21 protein-coding genes are annotated in these 25,119 nt (G+C 64.6%); 9 read left to right on the top strand and 12 right to left on the bottom strand.

What is annotated here, in order from left to right; genetic code table 11:
• Positions 1-27: 27 nt before the first annotated feature.
• Positions 28-630 carry a YdcF family protein gene (locus AWC31_RS10390; protein ID WP_110775013.1) on the bottom strand — a complete coding sequence of 201 codons (603 nt, stop codon included), beginning with the start codon at positions 628-630 and terminating at the stop codon, positions 28-30.
• A 169-nt stretch (positions 631-799) separates the two neighbouring features.
• On the opposite strand from AWC31_RS10390, the gene AWC31_RS10385 reads away from it, so the two are divergent.
• The gene (locus AWC31_RS10385) at positions 800-1,507 is read left to right on the top strand and encodes a TetR/AcrR family transcriptional regulator (protein ID WP_084356434.1); all 708 of its coding nucleotides are present in this window, start codon (positions 800-802) and stop codon (positions 1,505-1,507) included.
• A complete protein-coding gene (locus tag AWC31_RS10380; protein WP_085144319.1) occupies positions 1,494-2,405 on the top strand; it encodes a class I SAM-dependent methyltransferase in 912 nt (303 codons plus the stop codon). Before AWC31_RS10385 ends, AWC31_RS10380 begins: the two co-directional genes overlap by 14 nt.
• Here AWC31_RS10380 and AWC31_RS10375 read toward each other — a convergent pair.
• Positions 2,402-3,772 carry an alpha/beta hydrolase-fold protein gene (locus AWC31_RS10375; RefSeq protein WP_085144318.1) on the bottom strand — a complete coding sequence of 457 codons (1,371 nt, stop codon included), beginning with the start codon at positions 3,770-3,772 and terminating at the stop codon, positions 2,402-2,404. The genes AWC31_RS10380 and AWC31_RS10375 overlap by 4 nt on opposite strands.
• A gap of 151 nt (positions 3,773-3,923) precedes the next feature.
• Between AWC31_RS10375 and AWC31_RS10370 the strand changes: the two genes are divergently transcribed.
• The 5 genes from AWC31_RS10370 (at position 3,924) to AWC31_RS10350 (ending at position 11,106) form a co-directional block, all read left to right on the top strand.
• Positions 3,924-5,528, top strand: coding sequence for an alkaline phosphatase D family protein (locus AWC31_RS10370; RefSeq protein WP_085144178.1), 1,605 nt, complete (start codon positions 3,924-3,926; stop codon positions 5,526-5,528).
• A gap of 156 nt (positions 5,529-5,684) precedes the next feature.
• Positions 5,685-6,899: a PE-PPE domain-containing protein gene (locus AWC31_RS10365; RefSeq protein WP_085144177.1), complete on the top strand. Its 1,215-nt coding sequence runs from the start codon at positions 5,685-5,687 to the stop codon at positions 6,897-6,899.
• A gap of 313 nt (positions 6,900-7,212) precedes the next feature.
• The gene (locus AWC31_RS10360; protein WP_165765937.1) at positions 7,213-8,658 is read left to right on the top strand and encodes a hypothetical protein; all 1,446 of its coding nucleotides are present in this window, start codon (positions 7,213-7,215) and stop codon (positions 8,656-8,658) included.
• Positions 8,659-9,035: 377 nt separating this feature from the next.
• Complete coding sequence (locus AWC31_RS10355; protein ID WP_085144175.1) at positions 9,036-10,307, top strand: hypothetical protein; 1,272 nt, start codon at positions 9,036-9,038, stop codon at positions 10,305-10,307.
• Positions 10,308-10,548: 241 nt separating this feature from the next.
• Positions 10,549-11,106: a hypothetical protein gene (locus AWC31_RS10350; RefSeq protein WP_085144174.1), complete on the top strand. Its 558-nt coding sequence runs from the start codon at positions 10,549-10,551 to the stop codon at positions 11,104-11,106.
• Between the two features lie 60 nt (positions 11,107-11,166).
• Here the strand turns inward: AWC31_RS10350 and AWC31_RS10345 are convergent, their stop codons facing one another.
• From AWC31_RS10345 to AWC31_RS10330, 4 genes are all read right to left on the bottom strand, one after another.
• On the bottom strand, positions 11,167-11,748 hold the full coding sequence (locus AWC31_RS10345; RefSeq protein ID WP_067844173.1) for a DUF1707 SHOCT-like domain-containing protein: 582 nt from the start codon (positions 11,746-11,748) through the stop codon (positions 11,167-11,169).
• Positions 11,749-11,843: 95 nt separating this feature from the next.
• On the bottom strand, positions 11,844-12,605 hold the full coding sequence (locus tag AWC31_RS10340; RefSeq protein WP_085144173.1) for an SDR family oxidoreductase: 762 nt from the start codon (positions 12,603-12,605) through the stop codon (positions 11,844-11,846).
• Positions 12,606-12,663: 58 nt separating this feature from the next.
• Complete coding sequence (locus tag AWC31_RS10335; RefSeq protein WP_085144172.1) at positions 12,664-13,125, bottom strand: hypothetical protein; 462 nt, start codon at positions 13,123-13,125, stop codon at positions 12,664-12,666.
• Between the two features lie 70 nt (positions 13,126-13,195).
• Positions 13,196-15,397, bottom strand: coding sequence for a PE-PPE domain-containing protein (locus tag AWC31_RS10330; protein WP_085144171.1), 2,202 nt, complete (start codon positions 15,395-15,397; stop codon positions 13,196-13,198).
• A gap of 481 nt (positions 15,398-15,878) precedes the next feature.
• On the opposite strand from AWC31_RS10330, the gene AWC31_RS10325 reads away from it, so the two are divergent.
• Complete coding sequence (locus AWC31_RS10325) at positions 15,879-17,243, top strand: HNH endonuclease signature motif containing protein (protein ID WP_374213948.1); 1,365 nt, start codon at positions 15,879-15,881, stop codon at positions 17,241-17,243.
• Here AWC31_RS10325 and AWC31_RS10320 read toward each other — a convergent pair.
• The gene (locus AWC31_RS10320) at positions 17,191-18,597 is read right to left on the bottom strand and encodes an NAD(P)/FAD-dependent oxidoreductase (protein WP_110775012.1); all 1,407 of its coding nucleotides are present in this window, start codon (positions 18,595-18,597) and stop codon (positions 17,191-17,193) included. The genes AWC31_RS10325 and AWC31_RS10320 overlap by 53 nt on opposite strands.
• Positions 18,598-18,739: 142 nt before the next feature.
• On the opposite strand from AWC31_RS10320, the gene AWC31_RS10315 reads away from it, so the two are divergent.
• The gene (locus AWC31_RS10315; protein ID WP_085144169.1) at positions 18,740-19,315 is read left to right on the top strand and encodes a chloramphenicol phosphotransferase CPT family protein; all 576 of its coding nucleotides are present in this window, start codon (positions 18,740-18,742) and stop codon (positions 19,313-19,315) included.
• Positions 19,316-19,333: 18 nt separating this feature from the next.
• Here the strand turns inward: AWC31_RS10315 and AWC31_RS10310 are convergent, their stop codons facing one another.
• The 5 genes from AWC31_RS10310 to AWC31_RS10290 all read right to left on the bottom strand — a co-directional run bounded on the left by AWC31_RS10310 (position 19,334) and on the right by AWC31_RS10290 (position 25,115).
• A complete protein-coding gene (locus AWC31_RS10310; RefSeq protein WP_067844193.1) occupies positions 19,334-19,774 on the bottom strand; it encodes an ester cyclase in 441 nt (146 codons plus the stop codon).
• Between the two features lie 162 nt (positions 19,775-19,936).
• The gene (locus tag AWC31_RS10305; RefSeq protein WP_085144168.1) at positions 19,937-21,178 is read right to left on the bottom strand and encodes a mechanosensitive ion channel family protein; all 1,242 of its coding nucleotides are present in this window, start codon (positions 21,176-21,178) and stop codon (positions 19,937-19,939) included.
• A gap of 72 nt (positions 21,179-21,250) precedes the next feature.
• Positions 21,251-22,021, bottom strand: a complete 771-nt coding sequence (locus AWC31_RS10300; RefSeq protein ID WP_085144167.1) for an enoyl-CoA hydratase family protein — start codon at positions 22,019-22,021, stop codon at positions 21,251-21,253.
• On the bottom strand, positions 22,021-23,181 hold the full coding sequence (locus AWC31_RS10295; protein ID WP_067844203.1) for an acyl-CoA dehydrogenase family protein: 1,161 nt from the start codon (positions 23,179-23,181) through the stop codon (positions 22,021-22,023). The genes AWC31_RS10300 and AWC31_RS10295 overlap by 1 nt, the downstream gene beginning before the upstream one ends.
• The gene (locus AWC31_RS10290; protein ID WP_085144317.1) at positions 23,178-25,115 is read right to left on the bottom strand and encodes an ATP-binding protein; all 1,938 of its coding nucleotides are present in this window, start codon (positions 25,113-25,115) and stop codon (positions 23,178-23,180) included. Before AWC31_RS10290 ends, AWC31_RS10295 begins: the two co-directional genes overlap by 4 nt.
• Between the last annotated feature and the right edge of the window lie 4 nt (positions 25,116-25,119).

Genomic DNA, 25,119 nt, shown 5'->3' with positions numbered 1-25,119 from the left:
CGCAATGGTCGTCGCGCCGCGAATATTTCAGCCAGAGCATAGGTTTCGCGGACGGGAATGCCGCGCCACGCGGCGCCGGAGCATCTCGTGGGCCACCATGAGCGCGTGCGCCAAGCCCCATTCGCACGGGAGGTAATCGCGGGCACGGACCAAACGCGCTGCCAATTCCGGTGATTCGTCCCGAAGGATGCGCCGCGCGCGCCGGGCGTGGAAGGTGTTCGACGCGATCTTGACCGCCGGCGAGTCGGCCATCATGGGTATCGAGTTGGTGATGTTCTCGACGGTCGTCCTCGATTGGTCTTCGAGAGCGATGTTGGTGGCGGGAACACCGAGCGTCACGACCGCGTAGTTGGCCATCATCTGCGCTTCTGAGAGCTCCGAACGCACCGCTCCACCGGAGAAGATGAAGCGCGCCCGCGCCGCGTCGGTCGACCGCACCGCGATGCGTACGCGCCACCGGTGCAGGGCAGGCCGCGGGCAGCCCAGCACCAGAATCACCTCACCGTCCTCGACACGGCCTGGGTCAAGGCCTTCGGCGGGCAGATCCTCTCGCGACGCCCGCCACGTCAACCACTCACACCAGGCCAACGCGGTGCCGACGACAATCGCCCCTCTCGTCCAAATCCCCATGCCTCCATTCGACCATCCCGGTGATTGGGCGGCCGGACGTCACCCCGTCAAGAGCACGAAAACGACGCAGTGGTCGATCCGCCGTGACAACTTTGACCATTGCGTCGGTCCCGGTGGGACGCCTGCCCTGACTCTTGACCAAAATCGTATTTTGGTCAACGCTGGAGTTGTGGATGCGCGACAGGAGCGTGCTGACCGGATTCTCGACACGGCCAAGGATCTGTTGTTGCGCTGGGGCTATCGGCGGATACGGATCGACGAGGTCGCGAAACGGGCCGGCGTCGGCAAGGGCACCGTATACCTGCACTGGCGGACGCGTGAGCAGATGTTGTCGGCTGTCGGCACGCGGGAAACCGCGGAGATGGTGGACGCTGTCGTCGCGGCGTTGCGGGTCGATTCGGCGGAGGTGGCGCCGCATCGATTGATGCGGCGCATCTTCGTGGAGGCGATGAGCCGACCGGTGTTGCGGGCGATCTACACCCAGGACATCGAGACGGTGGATGCCCTGGTTACCGATGGTGCCCAGAAGGCCATGGGTGCAGCGAATTTCGCCGGGTGGCGGGAGTATCTGACGATCGTGCACGAGTACGGTCTGCTGGGCTCGGGCCTGCGACCCGAAGATGTGCATTACCCCCTTACCGCGTCGGTCTTCGGCTTCTTCGCGGCCGAGCCCATGCTGCCCGGCGAGCTCGGCCTCACCTTGGACGAGAAGGCCGACCAGCTGGCCAGCACGTTGCGCCGCGCATTCGAACCTGCACGATCTCCCGCCCGCAAGCACCTCGACGCTGCCGCCGCGAAAGTGATCGCCCACTACGAGCGGCTCGCCGAGGAATTCCGGGCGCTTACCTATGGAGGAGACCAAGATGATCCGAAGTGACAACGACAGCTGGGATTTGGCGTCAAGCGTCGGTGCGACGGCGACCGTGGTGGCAGCTCAACGCGCCATCGCGGCTCGCGGGCCGGATCCGCTCATCCACGACCCATACGCCGAACCGTTGGTGCGTGCCGTCGGCTCGGACACCTCGATACGCATGCTCGATGCTCCCACCGACGAGGAGTCGGGTGCCTACGGTCTCAAGCAGGTGGCCGAGGCGATGGCGGTCCGTACCCGATTCTTCGACAAGCTGTTCGCCGACGCGGCAGCCGCGGGCGTGCGTCAGGCCGTGATCCTGGCCTCCGGGCTGGATACCCGGGCCTACCGCTTGGAGTGGCCGGCGGGCACGGTCGTCTACGAGATCGACCAGCCGGCGGTCATCGAGTTCAAGACCAACACGTTGGCAGGCTTGGGTGCGTATCCCACCGCTGAGCGGCGGACCATCAGTATCGATCTGCGCGACGACTGGCCGAAGGCCCTGCTGGACAGCGGGTTTGACAGGAATCAACCCACGGCATGGATTGCCGAGGGGCTGCTGATCTACCTGCCGCCCCAAGCCCAGGACCGGTTGTTCGACAACATCACGCAGCTGAGCGCGCCGGGCAGCCACCTCGCCACCGAGTACATCCCCGACGCCGCGGCGTTCTCCGACACCCGGTCACGACGCGTCTCGGACGGCTTTCATCGATTCGGCTTCGACGGTCAACTGTCCGACCTGGTCTATGAGGGCGAGCGCAGCGACGTGACCGACTACCTGAGCGCACACGGCTGGGACGTGACGTCACAGACCCTCGAAGAGGTCTATGCCGCCAATGGATTCGAGTTGCCCGGTGATGACATGTTCGCCGCGTTCGCCGACGCCCGAACGGTCAGTGCGACACTCCGAGCAACTGCGTCCTAGACGAGTTGGTCTGTGGTCCTGGCGATCTCAGCATGGCGAAGCCTGGCGATGATGCCGTCGAGGTCACGGATGAACATGTCGGGCCGGAAGACGTGGCCGCCGGGCACCTCGTGCCATTCATGCGGGATGCCGGCCTGGCCGAGGCGTTCGCGGAACTCCCGCTGGCCGGCGAGCACCTGGGTCTCGTTCACGCTGTCGAACCAGTTGAGTGGGTCGGGGCTGGTGCCGGCAAGCAGGAAGATCCGTTTGTTGCGGTAACTCTCGATGCGCTCGACCGGATTGTCGGCACTTACCCTGGCCTGATCCCAGAACGGTGCGCCATAGACGGTGCCGCCGGCGAGGTCCAAAACGGCCGAGGTGATGTTCGCCCAGTGCACGACGAGTCCGAAGTCGCGGCGCAGACTCGCCGGGCCCGAATGGCTGCTCACCGAAGCGAAGTGGCCGAAGTACTTGGCCGCGTACTTCAGCGCGCCGAAACCACCCATCGAGAACCCGCACACCGCGCGGCCGTCATACTCGGCGAAGGTCCGGAAGTTCGCGTCGATCCACGGCAGCAGTTGGGCGATGTGGAATGTCTCCCAGTTGCGTGGGCCGACGAACGAGGTGACCGGGTTGGAATACCAGCCCGCGTGCCCGCCGTCGGGCATCACGACGATGATCGGTTTGCCTGCGGTCCAGTCGCGGATTCCCATGAAGTCGAAGCTGCGGAAATCCGCGTCGGGGCCGCCGCCGTGGAAGAGATAGAGGACGGGGTAGGTGCGTCCGCTGGTGCGGTAGTCGTCGGGAAGCAGCACATTGACACCGGGATTCCAGCCCACCGCGGCGGTCTGGAACCGGTAGTACCAAAGGCGCGGATCGTTCTCGTTGCGATCGACGATCCGCAGGCCGAATCCGTCACTGCGCCCAGTGAATACGACCAGTACCTGCCCGACGTTGATGACGTCGGGATTGGCGATTCCGTTGACCGTGGCCAGCAGCGGATGGAACGAGGCGTTGCCGTAGAACCGCGCCGCCAAGGCGGCCAGCGTGTCTCCTGCGACGACGCGGTGGCGCGCGATGTCCGGGATGATCAACCGCTGCCCGGCCGCCAGGGACGCGGATGTGTTGGTGCCGCTGGCGCCTGCGATGAACCGTGCCAGTGCGGTGTCGCCGTAGAACCGCTGAGCCACTGCCGACAGAGTGTCGCCTGCGCCGACGGTGTATCGCGTGAAGTCGGGGAAGACCAGCGGTTGGCCGACATTCACCACATCCGGATTGGGTATCCCACTCGCAGTGGCGATCAGCGGATACAGTTCGGCTTCGCCGTAGAAGCGCAGCGCCAGTGCCGAGAGCGTTTCCCCCGCGACGACCGTGTGTGTTCTGACCATCTCCACCCCTGAAGTTGAACCGGCAACTATCTCAATTGTGCGCCCGATCACACTCGAAGACGATCGATTCACCAATGCGACACCGGCAGTTGGGTCTTCCCCTCACCGCCCGTTGGCCGTCGCGTCGCCGAGACACCGCACGCTGACGCGCATGGCCCATACCGATCGGCGACCGATGCTGCCCCGTCGTACCCTCCTCCGCGCTTCCCTGGCCGGTGCCTTACTGGTCCCCGCCGCGGCCGCACTGCAAGCCTGCGGCACCTCGGCGACCGGAGGCCCGCAGACGACGACGGGTCTGATCACCAACCGCCCGCGTCTGACCCATGGCGTCGCCACCGGTGACCCGCGAGCCGACGGTGCGCTGGTGTGGGCCCGCTCCGACTCGACAGCCCGGATGATCGTCGAGACCTCGGCCACGGAGTCATTCTCGAACCCCGTGCGTGTCGAGGGACCGCAGTTGACTCCGGCGACCGACGGGACCGGACGCGTGCGCATCACCGGTCTCGAGCCGGGACAGGCCGTGCACTACCGCGTGACACTGGAGGGGGAGAACGGCGCCACGTCCGAACCTGTGGCGGGTGTCTTCAAAACCGTTCCCGCACAACCGCAGGACATCAAGTTCGTCTGGTCGGGCGATGTCGTCGGTCAGGGCTGGGGAATCAGCCGGCAGGGCGGAATGGCGATCTTCGGTGCGATGGCCGACCGCAATCCGGATTTCTTCGTGCACTCCGGCGATGCGATCTATGCCGACAACCCGGTGCCGGCGAGCCAGGAACAGAATGACGGCCGTATGTACGAGAGTGTCACCGCGCCGGCCAAGGACCACGTCGCGCAGACACTCGATGACTTCCGCGGCAACTATGCCTACAACCTCAGCGACGAGCATTACCGCCGCTTCAATGCCACAGTCCCGCAATTGGTTCAGTGGGATGACCACGAGGTGGTGAACAACTGGTTTCCCGGCGAATCGCTCGCCGGGCAGAATCGCAAGGGTTACACCGAAACCGACGCCGACAAGCTCGCGGGCTACGCATATCAGGCGTGGCGCGAGTGGCAGCCGGTCGAGCCGTCGGAAGCCGTCGACGGCCGACTGCACCGAAGGATCTCCTACGGCCCGCTGCTCGACGTCTTCGTCCTGGACATGCGGTCCTACAAGAACCCCAATACGCAGGCATGGGTCCAATCCGACGACGGCGGGGTCCTGGGACGCGAACAGACGCAGTGGCTGATCGACGGTCTCCGGCAGTCGAAGGCAGTGTGGAAGGTCGTCGCGAACGACCTTCCGATCAGCATCGTGGTACCGGACTCGGCCACCGATCCGGTCGACGGTCCCAAATCGATGGAGGCCGTCGCACAAGGTGAGAACGGGCGGCCGCTGGGACGCGAAATAGCCTTCTCCCGCATCCTGTCCGAGACCAAAGACGTTCAGAACGTCGTCTTCGTGACGGCCGACGTGCACTACACGGCGGCGATCTCATATCACCCGGATCAGGCCGGCTTCACCGACTTCACGCCGTTCTGGGAGTTCGTGTCCGGGCCGCTCAATGCCGGTTCGTTCCCGGAGAGCCCACTCGACGGTACGTTCGGCGCGCGGTACGAGTTCGTGCACGCGCCGGCCGAGAAGAACACGTCCCCGGCCGAGGGGTTTCAGCATTTCGGCGAGGTCGTGATCGACTCCGATTCCCGGACGCTGACGGTGAACCTGTGCGATGCCGCCGGAAAGCCGTTGTACACCAGGGAATTGCCGCCCGCATAGCGGGCGTGTGATCCGACGGTGGTGTTGCCCGCAACACGAGATGCGCGCGTACTCGGTCGTTGCATCCGTGAAGATTCCCTCACAGAAGTTGCTGGAGCGGGCGCGCGGGTGCCGCGGTGTCCGGTAACTTCTGCTCATTCTTTCGAAAGGCATGGGATGGCTAAACGCACGGCATCGGTCCTGGGCGGCGTGGCGTTGACGATGGTCGCCACGCTGGGCGTCACTCAACCCGTGACGACCGTGCAGCTCGCGGCGCTCATCATCGGCGCGAGTTCGACCAACCCGAGCGGTGACGGCGTCGAGGATTTCTACGGCGGGCTCTATCAACAGGGGCCTGGTGAAACCGTCGTCGCCAATTTCTTCACCGGACCACCTGGGATCTATCGGGCGATCTATGACAACCGGGACGACGACGACAACGTCGTGCTGACGTCGGGATGGGGCGCGGCCAACACGAGCCTGCTGCTGAGTTATCTCAAAGCGACGAACGATCCGGTGCTTGCCGACCCCAACCTGTACGTGCTCGACAACAACGTCGCCAGTCCCAATGGCGGATTCGGGACCCGGCTGCCGGCTTTCGCGGTCATCGGCGTCAATCCGATACCGACGCCGACCGATCCGGGCGTGCCCGTCGTGAACGTGGTCTACGAGTACGACATCAATTCCAATATCCCGGCCTACCTCTGGAACGCGCCCGCGATGGCGAACTCGCTGATGGCCTACTTCGAGCGGCGGCTCAACCAGGAAAGTCTGGACTTCCCGATCGATGCCGACGGGCAGGTGCGGGACTGCGACGCCGCGTGCGAGGCCACCCTGGACTCGGGCGGGACGATCGAGCGCACCATGGCCGACGGCCAGACCGTCCGCATCAGCCGCGTCGACGACACCACCTATGTCGGCTACGAATCCACGAACCTGCCGCTGGTGGCGCCGCTGCGGGCGTTAGGCGAACCGGGCAACCGACTCGCGGATGCGGTGACGCCTGCGCTCCGCGCTGCCGTCGACTATGGGTATCCCGACAACGACCCATTGGCCAACCCCGACAAGTACGTCTCAGCCCGGCTCGTGCCGACCCGGCAGGAGACCGAGCGATTCGTCGACGAATTCAGGGCCGGCATCGACGAGGGCGTCGAAATCCTTCGAGGCGACGACGAGTCATCGACAGTCACCCGACCCCGCGTCCGCAAGAGTCTCGATTTCTCACCGAAGTCTTCGCGCGATTCGAAACCGCGGCGGCCGGAGGCGGCGATGGTCGAGTCCGTTGTGGAGGGTGTTCGCGAAATGGTCGAGCGCTTGAAGGTCGAGCGACCTGACCAGTCCTCTACGCCGGCCGAATCGCCGGAGCCCTCTGCCCAACCGGCCGGAGACTGAAGAGGATCTGAGGCTCTCGCTGCCGCCCCGCCTGCCTGCTTCGCAATGACATTGGAGTACTTGTACTTTCGTGATGAATGGCATCGTCACTGTTTCCGATTGCAAATATTGATTAGTCAATTAGTTGCTAAGGTCGCCTCAGCTATTGATCTTGAATAACGCTACTCGCTGGAGAGCGACACTAAAGCGACAGTTGTTCCAGATGAGGCGCACGTTCAGTGTTCGAAGCGTCGGTTTTCAAGATCGAGGTGAACATTCGTGGCAAATGCATAGTTTCCCTCGAATTGCGGCGTAGGTTTCTCGCTACAAATCGTTGTTTTCCAATAAGGGGGACGGGTTCATGGCATTTCGGCCGGGTATAACGACGAGCGTCGCAGCTCTTGTTGGCGCAGGCGCCATCGTTGCCGCGACACCAGTGATTGCGCCGCCGCTTACTCCGCGGGATCTGCAAGTTGCCGCAGACGTTCAGACCGAGCTGACTGCTGCTCAGACGGATCTTCTCCGATCGGCGCAAGCGATGACCGTCTCGCCAGAGGAATTGGCCAGCGCGCTGCGGACCGTTTCCACATTTCGCGCGATCTCTGGAAGCTCGACCACCGGTGGCGAAGTCGGTCCGTTGCTCGTCGGTGAGCCCGCCACTTCCATCGACGACATAGTCGACGACTTCTTCGAGGGCGGGTTCACGCAGGCCATCGGAAGTGTGTTGTTGGCGATCAGCCTCGCGATCTTCGATGGTGGTGTGGCGCCTGGGCCGGGCCAGACAGCCTCGCTGCCATCAACTCTCGTGGATGGCTTCTTCTTCGGATATCCGACCGGCGACGACGCAGCCGGGTTTGTGGCGGTGGCGCGCATCTTGTGGGACGCCACTTTCGGCGGCGGACTTGAACCCAGCGAGCCCGCGCCTGATCCGGCGCCACTCGTCCCGCCAGCCGATGGCGAGGTAGCTCCGATGCTGGTCGGCGACCCCACCAACAACATCGACGACGTAGTCGACGACTTCTTTGAGGGCGGGTTCACGCAGGCCATCGGCAACGTGTTGTTGAGGGTCAGTCTTGAGATTTTCGACGGCGGGGTGGAGCCCGGGCCGGGCCAGACCGCCTCCCTGCCCACGACGCTCGTGGATGGGTTCTTCTTCGGATATCCGTCCGGGGACGACGCTGCGGGGTTTGTGGCGGTGGCGCGCATCTTGTGGGACGCCACCTTCGGCGGCGGCATCGAGCCCACACCCGTCGAGGAAGAAATCCTTGCCGCAGACGACCTTGCGGAGCAGACACCGGCGCGGTCCGGACTCTTCGGCGCGGACCAGACCGACAACCCCGCGGCCGGCAGTTTCCAATTGCCGACGCCCAAGAATCTCCTCGAACGGCTTGTGCCGCGCCAGTCCTCGCCCGCTGAAGAACCTGCTGAAGAACCCGCTGAAGAAACAGAGACCGACGTTGCGACCGAGTCGCCCGCCCCGGAGGGGCAGGAGGAGCAGGCGCCACCCACATTTGGTGCGAGGGTGCAGGAAGGAATCGCCGACTTCCGTGAAGCGGTCGCTGATCAGCGCGAGAAAGTCCGTGAGTCGTTGAACTTCTCGCCCGGAAACTCCGATGACACCGAGCTGACCGTTGACGGAACGACTGGTTCTGAGGAAGCCAAATCGGGATGGAAACCCGGTGATGGCTTGAAGAAGCTTCGTGATCGATTAGGGAAAGCCGGGAAGTCGAATGACGGGCAGACCGGAAGTTCCGAGCAGGGAAGTGACGACGGCGAGTAACCGCGGAACTGCATGACGAACAGCAGTGCCTGGCAAACATTGTCACTGTTTGATTGGTTGCCAGATCGGCGATCGTGATCGATCCCAGCACGAAATTAACCTGACGGACAACGGGAGGTGGTTGCCGCAACATACGGGATGTGGTTAGTGGACGGACTTTGCCTGGATTTCTTGGGGAAACCCGCACCACGGACATAAGTGGCCCTGGCCCGCTTCCAAAGGCGGATGGGGTTTTTGAGGCTCGGACGGCAGCCGAAACCGTGCGCGTTTTCGGCTTGCCGGGGGGCAAACTTGCCTTTACGATCTCTCAGGAACTTCTAAGTTGCGTCAGTCGAAGCGCTTAATCCACTGTCGCCCCGTCCCCCAGGGAGTACTGCATGGCACTTAAGCCATACATCACCACCGGCACCGCGCTTCTGAGTGCCGCCGCAGTCGTCGCGGCGACCCCGTCGCTGTTCGTTCCGAATGAAGAAGTTGCGATCGCGGCTCCTTCCGCCGCGCCGGCGCCAACGACCAACAAGCTGAGTGTCGAGCAGTACAACCTGTTGGCGTTCAGCCTGGCGGGTGCCTGGGACGCGTTCTTCGAAGGCTACGGCGGCTACTACTACCAGGGTGTCGTGCCCGAGGTCGACGAGAATGGGGAGCCCGTTCTCGATGAAGACGGCAACCCCGTCTACGTCGCAGATCCCGGTAACTGCAGTGCAACTGGTGCTGTGTGCCACCAGGGCTTCACCGGCCTTGCGTACTACGCGAGCAATGAACTGCTGCCGTTGGGCCCGATCGACGACATCTTCTTCGAGGCCGGATTCACCGAGTTCGCGCGGATCGCCTCCGTCACCGTCGCCGCAACGATCGACGCGCTCGATCCGACCGGTCGTCTCGACCTGACCCGTCGTGTCGAGGACCTGTTCGCCGGCGGTGCCGCCCTGGTTGTTCAGAACCTGATCAACGACAACCTGCCTGACACTCCGCTGGGTGAGTGGACCAAGGGCCTCAACAACGCGTTCTTCGAAGAGGGCGTCGTCGGAGCGTTCAACTACGTCGTCGGTAACCCGTTCGAGGTTCCCGATGAAGAGGAAAGCAGCTTGGTCTCCACGCTCGTCGCCAATGTTGAAGGCGCCGAGGAGACCTCGACGGAAGACCCCGGCGTTGCGAAGCTCAACCTCGGCAAGCTGGTGTCGCTGAAGGCCGAGCCCGAGACCACCCCTGAGGCCACCCCGGCTGACAAGGTTGTGGAAGAGGCCGAGACGCCGGCCGAGACCGTCAAGGAAAACGTCGAGAACGCCGCCGCCACGGTCCAGGAGAACATCGAGAAGACCACGGCCGCGGTCCAGGAACAGGTCGACAAGACGGCGACCGCCGTCGAGGAGACCACCAACGAGATCCAGAAGACGGCCGAAGAGCGTCGGGCCAAGTTCCAGGCGCGCGTCGCGGAGCGTCGTGAGAAGGTTCGCGAGTCGCTCGGCCTGTCCTCGCCCAAGGACTCGGAGTCGGAGAGCGCCACGTCCGGTTCGGAGACCAAGGACACGGCAACCAAGGACGCCGACACCAAGGACGCTGGGTCGAAGGAAAGCAAGCCGGAGAAGAAGACCGAGAAGAAGGCCGACACCAAGAAGGCTGAGAAGAAGAGCGACTCTGGCGACGAGTAATCAATAGCCAAAACAGCGGCCCCCTCCAAAATGGAGGGGGCCGTTGTGTTTTGGAGGATTGTGAAGTCGCTGTGGGTTGGCTGTCTGAATTTGTGAGCGACGGCGGAACACCGAATGAATATCGCTACCAGTACCTTTCGCGAACTCACCCAGTGCCATACGTTTCCTCCGGGCCAGCGGCAATGTCGCCGTTGGCCCCAATACGACTGTGGCGCAACGCCAATCATGAGAGGCAACGGGCATGGCAAAACATCGGAAGATCTCCGAGCGGTCGGTGCGGACCCGGACGTTGGTGGGCGGTGTTCTCGCGGGCGGTGCGTTGGCAGTGGCCGGTCCGGCGGGTGCGGCATTCGCGGTGCCGACCAACACCGGCAACCCGTCCGCTGACGCCGTGGGCAGGGCGTCGCTGGACAACCCTGCGCCGGGCGTCCGTGCGGCACAGGCCATCGGGGATCACGTCTTCAACCAGAACACCCCGGTCAACAAGGCTCTCGACGACAGCGGGCTGGGCCGCGTCTACCACCTCAACTTCGGGACCACGAGCGCAGACGGCATCACCCCGGGCAAGAACGGTGTCGTCGTGGGCGAGCTGAACGTCAACGCCGGCAAGTACTACTACGACCAGGCACAGGCCGCGGGGCTGCCGCTGCCGGGTGAGAAGGATCTGCCCGGTGTCGTGCCGAAGGTGCTCAGCGGCAACGCAAAGGCCGCCAAGACGGGCTCCGCGGAGAAGGTGTCGAACACCTGCACCGCGTCGACCGCCAAGACCAAGGTCAGCGCTCAAGCCGCCAGCTGCTGACGTCCTCGAACAAAGATGGGCGGGCCCTCGGGCCCGCCCTTTTCGTCCGCTCCTGTCGAGCTAGCCGATCTGCTTGCGGCGTTTCTTGCGCTTGACGCCGACGCTGCCCCACAGGGAGAACCCGCGGACGTGGACGCGGGGGGCGCCGGGCGTGCCTTCGCCGTTGACGCTGTGGTCGAAGTTCCCCATGACGCCGACGCCGTGCACGTCCACGTTCACCTCCGGCGGCACGAGGATCGTCTGGCCACCGCAGATCGAATAGGTGCGGATCTCGACGTCGGTGGCGGTGAAGTCGGCGTAGCGCAGATCGACCACGCCACCACCGAAGAGCGCGAAGGTCGTCAGTTTCTTCGGCACGTTCCAGCGGCCGCGACGTTCGAAACCGCTCATGATCGCCAGCAGCAGCGTCGAGGGACAGGGGCGGCCGGCACCGCGGGAGTAGTTGACGGCACCGGGTAGGTCCGCGCTGATTCGGGCGAGATCGCCGTAGGTCTCGGCCGAATATGCCTTTGCTAGCCGGTCCTCGTATTCGGTCATCGGCAGCCGGCCCGCAGCGGCAGCATCAGTGAGCAGCTGCGCCACCTGAATTCGATCGGTGTCAGCAGCCCGCAACGACCCATTCTGCGACGCTGAAGTGCTCATCACTGATGAGCCTACGACTATCGCTGGCACATGCAAGGCCGATGGCCGAACTGTGGCGCTACCTTGACGCGGCGAACCCAGTAGGCGGCCAAAGTTTATGCGGTAGAACCCAGATAATCCTGGAAAGTTGTGGTGCCAACGCTGTTCTCCGGGGTCAGATTGGCTCCAGATCTGTAACCCGCGACGATGCGCCCAGGCATCGTGAAACTGACCACGTGTCGCCCGCTATTGTGCGCTGAGAGATACAAGTGTCCCAATTCTGAGTGAGGGCGAACCTCCGGTCCGCCTATATCGGCGACGCGTCCGGACGGTTCTGTATCGATTAACTCGACGAGTCGGCGCGCGACATCACGAGTGTCGATCGGCTGGAATCTCACGTCGCGCAATGCCCACAAAACGGGGGAGAACCGCTGGATCGAGAAGATCATTTCGATTAGCTCGTGGAACTGCGTCGCGCGCAGCACGGTGTAACCCAAACCCGACGAAGCGAGTAACTGCTCGACCCGCAACTTGGTCTTGTAATACGGCAACGGAATGTCGTCGATCCCCACGATCGAGATGTAGATGAGGTGCCCGACGCCGGCGCGGCGGGCGGCCTCGACCAGGTTCCGGGTGGCCGTGACGTCCTTGCTCCCCGTGGGCTGGGTCGCACAGTGCACGACGACGTCGACGCCGTCGAGCGCGCCATCCAACCCGTCAGCTGCCAAGAGGTCACCACGCTGCCAGTGCACACCGGTGTAGCCCACGCGGTCCCGGCGGCTGAGCGCCTTGACGTGATGACCGGCTTCGGTCGCCTCGGGCACCACGTGATGGCCGAGGGTGCCGGTCGCGCCAGTGACGAGCACAGTGCGTGGCATGTGCGCCACGCTACCGATGCATCACCGATGCTGTCAGGTACTTCGGGTGGTCAGCCGATCACTGGCTGACCGGCGAGCGCAACCACACGAGTGTGTTGCCGCGGCCGACGTAGCTCAGTTCCAGCCTGTCCTTGGCGACCTTGAGCGGTACGTAGACGAAATCGCGATCGCCTGCGCCGTCGGTCCACTGCAACCACAGCACGCACGTGTCGGCGGCGGACTCGGGTTGGCGGTCCTTTGCCGGTGTCTCGTCCCAGCGAGTGAAACGCCAAGTGCCGAAGTCGATTACGCCGTCGGCGTCGGACTTCAGCGCGCCGTGCGCGCCCAGCGAGATCGTGGTGGGACTGTCCTGCTCCTGCCAGTCGCCGATGAACTGCTCGACGGTGAATCCGGCGCCGGGGCACTGTTGATTCGCGGACGTGGACGGAGTCTCTGGCGCGGGGCTGTCGCAGCCCGGGATCACCACCGTGACGAGTGCGATCGCCAACCAGATTCCGCGTTGCCACCGGCGTTCGCTCATGCGACTCATCGTCCACGGCCCGGCGGGAACGTGGGTGCGGGTCTTCTCGATTCAGACGGAATCTTTACGGCTAGGCCGCTGCCTTGTCCTTCGAGGTCTCCTTGGCCGGCTTCTTCGACACCGAATCCTTGGCATCGTTGGCCGCCTTCTCGACCTTCTTCACCACGTCCTTGCCAGCCTGCTCCACCTTGTCGACGGTGTCCTTCACTTTGTCCACCGTCTCTTGCACCGACTTCTTGACCGGATCGCCCGCGTCGGCGGCGTGCTTGCCGGGTGATGCCTTGAACGACTCCGTGATCTTCTTCAAGCCCTTCAGCGGCTCGCGCTCCTTCAGCGAATCCGTCTCGGCATCAAGGTCTTTCACAGCGCCCTTGGTCGGTGTCACCTTCGTGTCTTCAGTTGGCGCTTCAGTTGTCTCATCGGTTTTCTCGTCGACCTTCTCGACCACGGGGCCGACGTCCTCGGCCGACACGTTGAGGGTGCGCAGCGTGTTGTCGTCGGACGGAACGGAAGTGGCCGACAGCGGGCTTGCCGGTCCGCCAGGCGCCGGCTCGTTGACCTTGAACACATTGTCGAGGGCCGCGGTGACCTGCGCGTCGACCTGGTCGAGCACACCGGTGACCGGTGCCAGCCCGGTCTCGACGGCGTCGAACATCGGGTTGGCCGCGTCTTGCATAGCTTCCAGCGCGGCCGAAAGCGCCGCTGCCGCAGTCTCGGTGAGCGGGTTCTCGAAGACCGGCGACAGGTCTATGCCGGGGATCGTCGGGGTCCACTTCTGCGGGTCCAGCGCATTCTCCTGGATACCGTCGATCAGCGCGTTGAAGATCGTCTGCCTCGCCGCGAGCTTCTGCGTCGGGGTGAGCGGCGAATCATAGAAATACGCTTGTTCACCCGCCATGTCGAAGCCCCGTTCGAGCGTCACCGGGTCGACATCCTGGTAGCCCATGTTGACCATCATCCGCAGTGCTTCTTCGAAGCTGTCGGTGATCGGCGTGGGAATGTCGACGCCAGGGAGCAGGCTGACGAGCCGTGGCACCATCCGGAACGGCTCGAGCAACGGCAGATTGCCTGAGTCGTAAGTGATGTACGTTGCGGTGCCGGGGAACTTGGTGGCGTTGGCGACCGCTTCCAACGCTTCATCCAGTCCAAGGTCGAGGATGTCGAGATCGTCGATGACATTCACGATCTCGTTCCAGCCCGGCACCATCTCCAGTCCCTGCCCGCCGGTGATGTCGACCATGACTTTCAGCCCGTCGAGGATCCCGGCCACTGCTTGCGGCAGCACATGGCTCGCGATGTTGTTGCCCTCGCTCGGGATCAGGTATGTCAGGAACACTGCGCCGGTTGCTGCGTTGGCCCACGCCAACGGATTCAGCGTCGTCGGTGCATCCGACAGGATGTTGTAGGCCCAGCTGATGTCGAGGATCGAGGTGTTGAGGACCTTGGTGATGTCGCCGTCGGCGTCCTCGTTGGTGTAGCTACCTGCCGGTGGTGTCGAGAGGTTCAACCCGAACAAGTTGGTAATCGGGGTGGCCAACGCGAAGAGACCGCCGCCGGGACGGCTCGGATTGTTGAAGAAGATCAGCCACTGACCCGTGACACCCTCGCCCCAGTTCGGGTCGTTCGATTGCACCGCTTTGATCATGTCGCGGTACGCGAGCGATGTGGTCAGTCCACCAAGGCTTTCCGAAAAGATGATCGCACGGCGCTGGTTGAGGATGGGTGCCTCGTTGATGATCTCGGCAACGAGACCATCTATCGCACTCCAGATGAGGTCGCCGACGATCGGAATCGCTTGGATCGGTTCCCCGAGGATCTCGGTGACGCCGTCCAGCGTGTACTCGAGGCCGTTGACGGCGTTGTACACATCGCTTGGCAGCGGACCTTTGATGCCCGCCTCGACAGGCGAGATCGCGTCGAGCAGTTCCAGGAGGCCGGTTACCGCACCGGCGACTTCGCTGCCGCCGAGTACGCCGGCCGCGGCCTGGATGACATCCGTCGGGGTGAGGCCCAACAGCTGAGCGGCCCAAAACACCGGCCCCACACCGTAGATGCCGACGAGGTCGGGCACGTTCAGCAGGTCGTCGAGGCCAGGCACTGCGGGCAACGCCGCCAACGCAACCTCGGCCTCGACCGTCCGCTTGTGGGCCAAGTAAGCCTCGGGCGCCTGTGAAGCGGCCCCGGCAGTGAGCGCAGCGGTCGTCGCGACGACGGCAGCGGTGACTGCGGCTGCTTTGGCTTTCTGGAGACGGGGAGGGGTTGGCTTGGACATTAAGCGCGCCGCCTTCGGTATGAGCTGGCCAACAGTGCTTGCACACGGTAGCAATTCGTACTCAGCGAAATCTCAGGTTTGCGGAGAAAACTTTCCGTGGCGTCAATCTGTGCAGTTCGGCCTGAGGAAGCACGGATGTCGGCACGCGGATACGCGAGATACTGCGTCCGCGGGTGCGCGATTTCTGAACTCGCCTGGGCGATCTCGCGGTGACCCCGAGTGTGCGTCAATCGCGTCCGGAGTTCTGGCCGGCGCGCCAAGCGCGCGAGGCGATAGTGGCAGTCTCTGCCAAGTTCGTTGCGAGATTCGCATGATCTTGGTGCGTCGCGAACCGCGCGCGATTGTCGATTCAAAAAACTCTGGCCACTTTGGTTGCGCGGATTAACTTCATGTACAGCTGTCACAACGCGGGCCGTGAACGCACGCCGACTTGTCGGTCCTTCGCACTAATGTTCGAATCATGAGCGCGACCGCCGAGCGAATGGATCGCGAAACGCTGCTCGCGCTCTATCAAGTCTTCGAAGAGACCGGTGCCCTCATCGCCGCGGCATCCCACGACACACTGACGTTGCCCGACCTGATGCGGGTGGCGATGCTTCGTGAACGGATTCAACGCGCGCACGGCGCGGTGGACAACGTGATCATTGCCCGTATGACCGCCGAGGTGACACCTCAAGCCATGGGCGGCCATTCGATGCGGGATGTGTTGGTGAACTGCCTGCGTATCAGCCGCGCCGAAGCTGGCAGGCGGATCGCCGATGCCGCTGACCTTGGGCCGCGATGGGCAGTGAATGGCGAATCGCTGCAACCGAAGCTGCCCAAGACGGCGGCCGCGCAGTTGCGCGGTGAGGTCGGCACCGAACACGTCCGGGTGATTCGTAAGTTCTTCGCGAGCTTGCCGGGATGGGTCGGCGCCGATGACCGGGCCAAGGCCGAGACGATCCTCGCTCGGTCCGCTCCGAGACTGTCGCCCGACGAGTTGCGTCAGGCCACCGACCGGATGCTGATGACGATCGACCCGGACGGAAAACCGCCGTCTGATGCGGACCGGGCCCGGCGTCGTTACCTGTACGTCGGCAAGCAGGATCCCGACGGCATGAGCGAGGTCAAGGGCCTGCTCGACCCGGAGGCCCGGGCCGTGTGGGACGCGATCTCAGCCAAATGGGCCGCGCCCGGCATGTGTAATCCCGACGATGAAACTGCTTGTGTCGACGGCGAACCCGACAAAGAGGCCGTCGAACGGGACAGCCGTACCCAGATCCAACGTAACCACGATGCGTTCAAGGCGGTCGGCCGCGCCATGTTGGCTTCCGGTGAGTTGGGGCAACACAACGGGTTGCCGTGCACGGTCGTCGTCACCACCACACTCGCCGAGATCGAGTCGGGGGAGGGCTGGGCTGTCACCGGCGGCGGCAGCATGCTCCCGATGGCCGACGTCATACGGCTGGCCAGCCACGCCCACCACTATCTGTGCGTCTATGAATCGCACACCGAGGTCCCGATGTACCTCGGCCGCACCAAACGCGTCGCCTCACCGGGCCAACGGATTGTGTTGTACGCCAGCGACCGCGGCTGCACGCGGCCGGGATGCACGGCGCCGCCGTACTGGTGCGAGGTTCACCACCGCGACAAGGACTGGATCGCCGGGGGCCATATCAACGTGGACGAGCTGACCTTGGCGTGCAAGCCCGATCATCGACTGCTCACCAACAAGGGGTGGAAAACGCGAATACGCAAAGATGGCCGCACGGAATGGATTCCACCGCCTCAGCTGGACACCGGCCAGGCGCGGGTCAACGAATGCCACCATCCGGAGCGGTACTTCGACGGACCCGAATGCGCCTGAAGCATGCTTGCGCGCCCGAGATTGGGCGAGCGCAGGCGAATGGGCGCGCGTGTGGACGGTTGCGTACCCGGCCGGAGAGGATGCGAAGGACGAGCAAGGGATCCCGCAGCTTGGTCGGCGGGTCGACGAGGTTGTTGACGCGAAGCAATTGCTCCGCGACCCGGGCGTCAGAACGGGCGGCGATGAGCGCGGAGGCGACAAACCATTTCTGAAGACGCTCGCCGAGTTTCGGGCGCTCCGTGGCCGGTGGCGGGACGCGGTCGTTGGCGACGTTCCGTGCCCAGGTTGGGCCGATGTGTTCGGCTGCCCGGGCGAAGAAGCGTCGCCACAGATCATTTGGGCCGGCCTGCAGGCAGTCGCGCAGCGCGAGGGCTTCGAGCGCGGCCATCGTCATTCCCTGCCCATATAGCGGATTGAGGCTGCACAACGCGTCACCGATCACCAGATAACCCGCAGGGAACCGGGGCATCAGGTCGAAGCGCCGCCACACCGAGTCCGTCTTGCGGAACACCGCCACGTCGCCGACGGGTTGTGCACCGCGCAGCCCGGCTGCGATCCGCGCGGGGAAGGCATCCGCGACCGACGCGAGCATGCCTGCGAAATCCGATGGTGGCGCGCCGAACCGGCCTGACCTTCCGACCGCCAGCATCCATCGGCCGTGCTCGTAGGCCACCAGCAACACTCGTGGCTTGTGATCGCCATTGTTGGCCATGAGCAACCGCTCGGCGAACCCGGGCTGCGGCAGTGTCATCAACTGACTCGAATAGGCCCACTCCGACACGCAGGTCTCCTCGGGAGGCGGGCCGTAACCGTGGTCGTCGAGAAATGCGGGCAGTCGCGCGGTGCGCCCTCTGGCGTCGATCAACAGATCGCAGTGCAGTACCGACTCGGTGCCGCTGGTGCGGTTGAGTACGCGCACGCCCGATACCGCAGCATCCGCTGTGACGACCGGCTCGAGCATGTCGTAGCCGTCCAGGAACCTGACATTGTCGAGCGCCTGAGCGCGCCGGCGAACATGCAGTTCGATGAACGGCCGACTGCCGAGGTACAACCGCAATGCCGCCGGATCGGCGAGCCGGCCCGACTGGTTGAACTCATGCCGACCGATGCGGGCATAGATGTGCGACAGGATGTCGTCGTCGACCACGACCGCTCCCGCGGCGCCAAGTTCATCGAGCAGGCCCGGGAAGAACTCCTCGAGCACTTGGGGTCCGCGGCTGAGAAAGCTGTGCAGGTGTCGACCCTGTGGCACGCCCTTGCGTACTACCGCGTTGTCCGGCAACGGATCTCGCTCGACGACGGTAACCGATCGGAAGAACTGCGAGGCGGCTCCGACCGTGAGCAGGCCTGCCATTCCGGCACCTACGACTACTGCGTGTTCGCCAACGATGCTCATGTTCCCCCTCGGCGTCGTACCGACACCGTACCTCGAGTTTAAGAAAAATAAGACAAAAATAAGGTCAAGTTAAGAAGAATCCATTGGGCAGAATCGGAGTATGAGCTTCACGTCTCCCGGCCAGGTGGTGCTTCTCAACGGGGTGTCCAGTTCTGGGAAGTCGACAATCGCTCGCCAACTACTGGCCGACTTCGAGAGCCCGTGGTTCCACATGGCCGTGGACATGTTCGGCGCGATGCGCGCCGAGCAGCGCACACACGAATGCAGCCCCGCTGATCTGCGAGAGGTGCTGCGCCGCACTCGCGCCGGATTTCACCGCGCGGTCGCCGGGATGGCGCGGGCCGGCAACGACATCGTGATGGACCACGTCCTCAGCGAACCTTGGCGATTGCGTGATCTGCTGAAGGTCATGGCCGGTATCGATGTCGTATTCGTCGGCGTGCACTGCGCAGTCGCCGACGCACATGAGCGCGAAGGTCGCAGACGCGACCGATCGTTGGGAACCGCGATCGGTCAGATCGCGACCGTCCACGCCCACCGGATCTATGACGTCGAGGTGGACACCAGCACCGACTCCGTCGAAAGCTGCTCGGCGCAGATCCGCAACTATCTGCGTCATCCCGCGCCGAGAGCGCGCGCGTTCGACCGCCTGCGTGAATCAGCCGCTGGGCGTTGACGGACAGCGTCGCGTCACTCAGGTGTGAGCCGCCTGCGGCCCCGTCGGGACGAGCCCCAATTGCTGCAACATCCCAAGGGTGTCCCAGGTGACCCACGATTCTTCGATCTTGCCGTCGACGATGCGGTCGGTCTGGGTGATCTGAATCCTGCTGTGCCTGCCGGTGGCCGGCCGACCCATGAGCTCGCCGGTGTTGTCGCCTTGCGCTTCGAGCAGTGTGCACACGTAATCGCCCTCGGAGATTTGCAGCTTGACATCGAAGCGCATGTTGGAGAAGGCATTTCGATACATCTGGATGAGGTTTCTCATGTGCTCGGGTCCGCGCTGGCTCCCGAACGGATCTTGCGTGTCGTGAAAGGCGGCTCCCGGTGCGACGACATCGTCGAGCGCGTCGAGATCGCCGGAGGCGAATATCTCCCAAGCGCGCCGAGCCACAGCTTTGTTCTGGTGTTCGGCCATGATTCCGGCCTTTCGGTGAAACCGCGCGGCAGAGGATGTCCGCACAAAAAACGGTATGTCGCGCGCCACCGCTGCGACAGATGCGACGTGTCAAGTTCTGCCGCTGGCAACAATTAATACACCGCAACTACCTATGCTGAGCTGCATAAAGTGCGCAGATACTTACTCGTCAGCATACGGAACTCGCACCAGTTCGCGGTCCGTCCGGCCAGGCGCATCTGATTCGGACTGGTCGAAGGCCCGGCCCCGCCGCTCAGCCTCGGGATTGCCGGTGAACAGTCCGGAATCGGCCTGGGGCCGTCCGACAGTTGTTGTGCGCCTTGGCGGTTCGACTGGCTGCTCACGAGGAATTTCCAGCCGTTGGCGCGGCAGTGCGCCGGGATGGGTCCGTTGCAGCCACTCGACCATGCCCTCGCGGACGTCGCAGCGCAGGTCGAACAACGCACCCGCATTAGATGCGCTCACCAACATCCGCACCCGGACCAGGCCACCGACCGCGTCGGTCACCTGGAGCACGCCGACCCGCTCATCCCACAACGGATTGGCACGCAGCAGCCGGTCGAGCTCTGCGCGCATCTCGTCGAGCGGGACCGTGAAGTCGACGTCGAGTTCGGCCGTGCCCAGCAGTTCGGTGGCGTTGCGGGTCCAGTTCTGGAATGGCGTGGTGGTGAAGTACGTACACGGCAGCACGAGGCGCCGCTCGTCCCAGAGATGGACGACGACGTACGTCAGCGTGATCTCCTCGATGCGGCCCCACTCCTTTTCGAGGACGACGACATCGCCCACGCGAATCGCATCCGAGAACGCGATCTGAATGCCTGCGAACGCGGCGCCCAGCGACGTCTGTGCCGCCAGGCCGGCGACAACCGACAGCACGCCCGCCGATGCGAACAGCGTCTTGCCGATGTCGCTGAACGACGGGAACGTCATCAACGCCGCTGCGGCGCCGAGGACGGCGACGATCGCGATCACGATCCGGCGCAGCACTGTCACCTGAGTGCGGATCTTGCGCCAGTGCCGATCGGCGTCGGTCAGGCCGGTGTCGCCGCCGGCGAAGCGGGCAATCGCGCGCCGCTCGGCGACCACGACCAAACTCGCGACGAGCCACGTGATCGTCGCGATCAGTGCGATGACCAAGATGTGGTCGAGCCAGCCACGCCAACTCGCCTGCGCATCCGAAGTCCGTTGCAGCGCCACCGTTGCGGCGATGACCATGAGCGTGGCGCGCACCGGCCGTCGCGTCAGCTGCGCGATGTCGTGCAGGACCGCGCTGCGCCTGCCGAGGCGTTGCATCACCCACGACAGTGTCAGGCCAACCCCATATGCGAGGGCGACGGCAGCGGCTACCCACGCCGCCGTGATGGCGAAATGGGTGGCGGACTCGAGCTCGATCGTCTCAGGCACGTACCGTGGCCTTCCCACGGCTCCCGGACGGCCAAACCGGATATCGACGCCAATTGCTATTTGAGAGTCAGATCACACCGTCGTCCAACTCGGCGGCCGCTTCTGGAGGAATGCCATCATTCCTTCGCGGGCCTCGTCCGACACGAACAGCCGCGCCGACTGCTGAGTGAGGTCCTCGGCGTGTTCATCGAAACTGCGCAGGATCGACGCAGTGGTCAACGCTTTCGACGTGGCCAGCCCTTGCGGTGAACCCTTGGCGATCTCGCCCGCCAATGCCGCCACAGCGGCGGAGACGTCGTCGGCGGCCAGGGTGATCAGGCCGATCGCAGCCGCCTCGGCGGCCCCGAACTTCTCACCGGTGACGAAGTAACGCCCTGCCGAGCGGGGCGTCATCTTCGGCAACAGGGTCAGCGAGATGATCGACGGTGCAACGCCGATGCGTGCCTCGGTCAACGCGAACGTGCTGTTGGAGCCGGCCACCACCAGGTCGCAGGCGCCGACGAGACCGAGGCCACCGGCGCGGACATGCCCGTCGATCGCGCCGATCACCGGCAGCGGCAGCTCGAGGATCGTGCGCAGCAGCTTGGTCATCTCCCGTGCCCGGTCGACGGCGACATCGCCCGGATCCCGGCCCGCTGCTTCGCTGAGATCGGCTCCGGCGCAGAATGTTCCGCCGGTATGGCCGAGCACCACCACCCGCACGCCGGGTTCGGCGGCGGCGCCGGCGAAACCCTCGTGCAATTGCTCGACGAGTGCGGTCGACAGTGCGTTGCGGTTGTGCGGTGAGTCGAGGGTCAGGCGAGCGACGGCGCCGTCGACCGTGTACTGAACGAGCTTGGACATCAGTACGACCGGGGCAGGCCCAGCGACGTCTGCGCGACGAAGTTGAGGATCATCTCGCGGCTGACCGGTGCGATGCGCGCGAGCTTGGACGCCGTCACCGCTGCCGCGATGCCGTACTCCTTGGTCAAACCGTTGCCGCCCAGGGACTGCACGGCCTGGTCCACCGCACGCACCGACGCCTCACCCGCGGCGTACTTCGCCATGTTGGCAGCCTCGGCCGCGCCGAAATCGTTGCCCGCGTCGTAGAGCGTCGCGGCCTTCTGCATCATCAGCTTGGCGAGTTCGATCTCGATGTGGTTCTGCGCCAACGGATGTGACAAGCCCTGGTGGCTGCCGATCGGAACCTTCCACACCTGGCGGTTCTTGACGTACTCGACGGCCTTGTTGATGGCGAACCGACCCATGCCGACTGCGCTGGCCGCACCCATGATGCGTTCGGGGTTCAGGCCGGCGAACAACTGCGCGATAGCGGCGTCCTCGGAACCCACCAGCGCATCGGCCGGAAGCCGGACGTCGTCGAGGAACACCTGGAACTGGCTTTCCGGGCTCACGATCTCCATGTCGATCTTGGTCCAGCTCAGGCCAGGGGTGTCGGTCGGGACCACGAACAGCGCGGGCTTGAGGTTGCCGGTTTTGTGGTCTTCGGTGCGGCCCACGACCAGCACGGCCTGGGCCTGGTCGATACCCGAGATGAATGTTTTCTGGCCCTTGATGATCCAGTCGCTGCCGTCTTTGCGGGCCGTGGTCGTGATCCGGTGACTGTTGGAGCCGGCGTCGGGTTCGGTGATGGCGAACGCCATGGTGATCGATCCGTCGGCGATGCCGGGGATCCAGCGTTTCTTCTGCTCTTCGGTACCGAACTTCGAGATGATCGTGCCGTTGATCGCGGGGGAGACCACCATCATGAGCAGCGCGCAGCCCGTGGCCGACATCTCCTCCATGACCAGGCTGAGCTCGTACATGCCGGCACCGCCGCCGCCGTACTCCTCGGGCAGGTTCACCCCGATGAAGCCGAGTTTGCCTGCCTCGTTCCACAACTCGGTGGTGTGCTCACCGGCGCGGGCCTTCTCCAGGTAATAGTCCTGACCGTAGTTGGCGGCCATCGCTGCCACGGCCTGACGCAGCGCCTGCTGTTCCTCGGTCTCGATGAAGCCACTCATGACTGTTCTCCTTCAGGGGTTTGGACGCGGGCAAGTACGGCGCCGACTTCGACTTGTTGACCGGCTTCGACATTCAGTTCGGCGAGCACCCCGTCCTCGGGTGCGGCGATCGTGTGCTCCATCTTCATGGCCTCAAGCCAGATGAGCGGTTGGCCCGCGGTCACGGTGTCGCCGACAGCGGCGCCGACGCGCACCACCGAGCCCGGCATGGGCGCCAGCAGGGAACCATGCGCGACGGCGGCGTCGGGGTCGGGGAAGCGCGGTTGGGCCACCAATTGCACTGCACCGAGCGGCGAATCGACGAACACGTCCGCGCCGTAGCGAGCGACCTCGAACGGCCGTTCCACTCCGTCGACGGCGAGCACGACGTGCTCGGGCGTCGCCGATACCAGCGCGACGGCGGCGTTGTCGGGCAGATCGACACCTGTTCGGGTGAACCGGTACCGCACCGACAGATCCTCGCCGGCGCTGTCGCGGAACAGCCGGGACTGATAGCCCGACGCCAGATTGCGCCACCCGCTCGGGGCGGCACCGAAAACTCGTGCGGTGGCGCGGTTGTGCGCGGCATCGGCGAGTGTGGCGGCGACGGCCGACAGTGTCACCGCCGCCGGATCGGTCAGTGGTGCCGCAAGGGCGTCCAGCCCATGTGTGTCGAAGAACGCGGTATCAGTGGCCCCGTCGAGAAAAGCGGGATGCCGCAGCACGTTGACCAACAGATCCCGGTTGGTGCGCACCCCGTGGAGCTTGGTGCGGGCCAGTGCATCGGCCAGGACACCGGCGGCCTGGCGGCGGGTCGGCGCATACGAGATGACCTTGGCCAGCATCGGGTCGTAGAAGATCGACACCACCGAGCCGTCGACGATGCCCGTGTCGACGCGCACGTCACCGGGAACATCGAAGCGGTGCACCGTTCCGGCCTGCGGCTGCCAATTCTTCGCGGGGTCTTCGGCATACAGCCGCGCCTCGATGGCGTGGCCCCGCGACGGCGGTGGTGCGGGATCGAGCCGTGCGCCCTCGGCGACCCGCAGCTGTAGCTCGACGAGGTCGAGGCCGGTGGTCGCCTCGGTCACCGGGTGCTCGACCTGCAGGCGTGTGTTCATCTCGAGGAAGAAGAAATCGCCATGATCGTCGGCCATGAACTCGACGGTGCCGGCACCGGTGTAGCCGATGGCCTCTGCAGCCAGTCGTGCCGCCTCGAACAGCTTGTCGCGCATGCCCGGTGTGCGTTCCACGAGAGGTGAGGGAGCCTCTTCGATGATCTTCTGGTGACGGCGCTGAATGGAGCATTCACGTTCGCCGACCGCCCACACCGTGCCGTGCGCATCGGAGAGCACCTGCACCTCGACGTGGTGGCCCGCGGCGAGGTAGCGCTCGCAGAACACCGTCGGGTCGCCGAACGCCGACTGTGCCTCGCGCTGCGCCGCGGCGACTTCGGCAGGCAGCTCGGCCAGTTCCCGCACGACGCGCATACCGCGGCCACCGCCGCCGGCCGAGGCCTTCACCAGCACCGGCAGCTGATCTGCCGTGACGGTGTCCGGGTCGAGCTCGGCCAGCACCGGGACACCGGCCGCGGCCATCATTTTCTTGGCCTCGATCTTGGAACCCATGGCCTGCACGGCCGGCACGGGCGGGCCGATCCAGGTCAGGCCCGCGTCGATCACCGCGGCCGCGAAATCGGCGTTCTCCGAGAGGAACCCGTAGCCGGGATGTATCGCATCGGCGCCGGCGGCGCGGGCCGCGGCGATGAGTTGGGTGGCATCGAGGTAGCCGTTGCTGCCATCCAGGCGCACGCGGGCGTCGGCCTCGGCAACGTGCGGTGAACCGGCGTCGGGGTCGGTGTAGACCGCGACGGTGCCGATACCGAGACGACGGCAGGTGGCGAACACGCGGCGGGCGATCTCCCCGCGGTTGGCGACCAGCACTCTTGTGATCATCGAG

The organism is Mycolicibacterium wolinskyi (genome assembly GCF_002101965.1).
GTDB lineage: Bacteria > Actinomycetota > Actinomycetes > Mycobacteriales > Mycobacteriaceae > Mycobacterium > Mycobacterium wolinskyi.
This window is presented reverse-complemented; position numbering and strand designations above follow the sequence as displayed.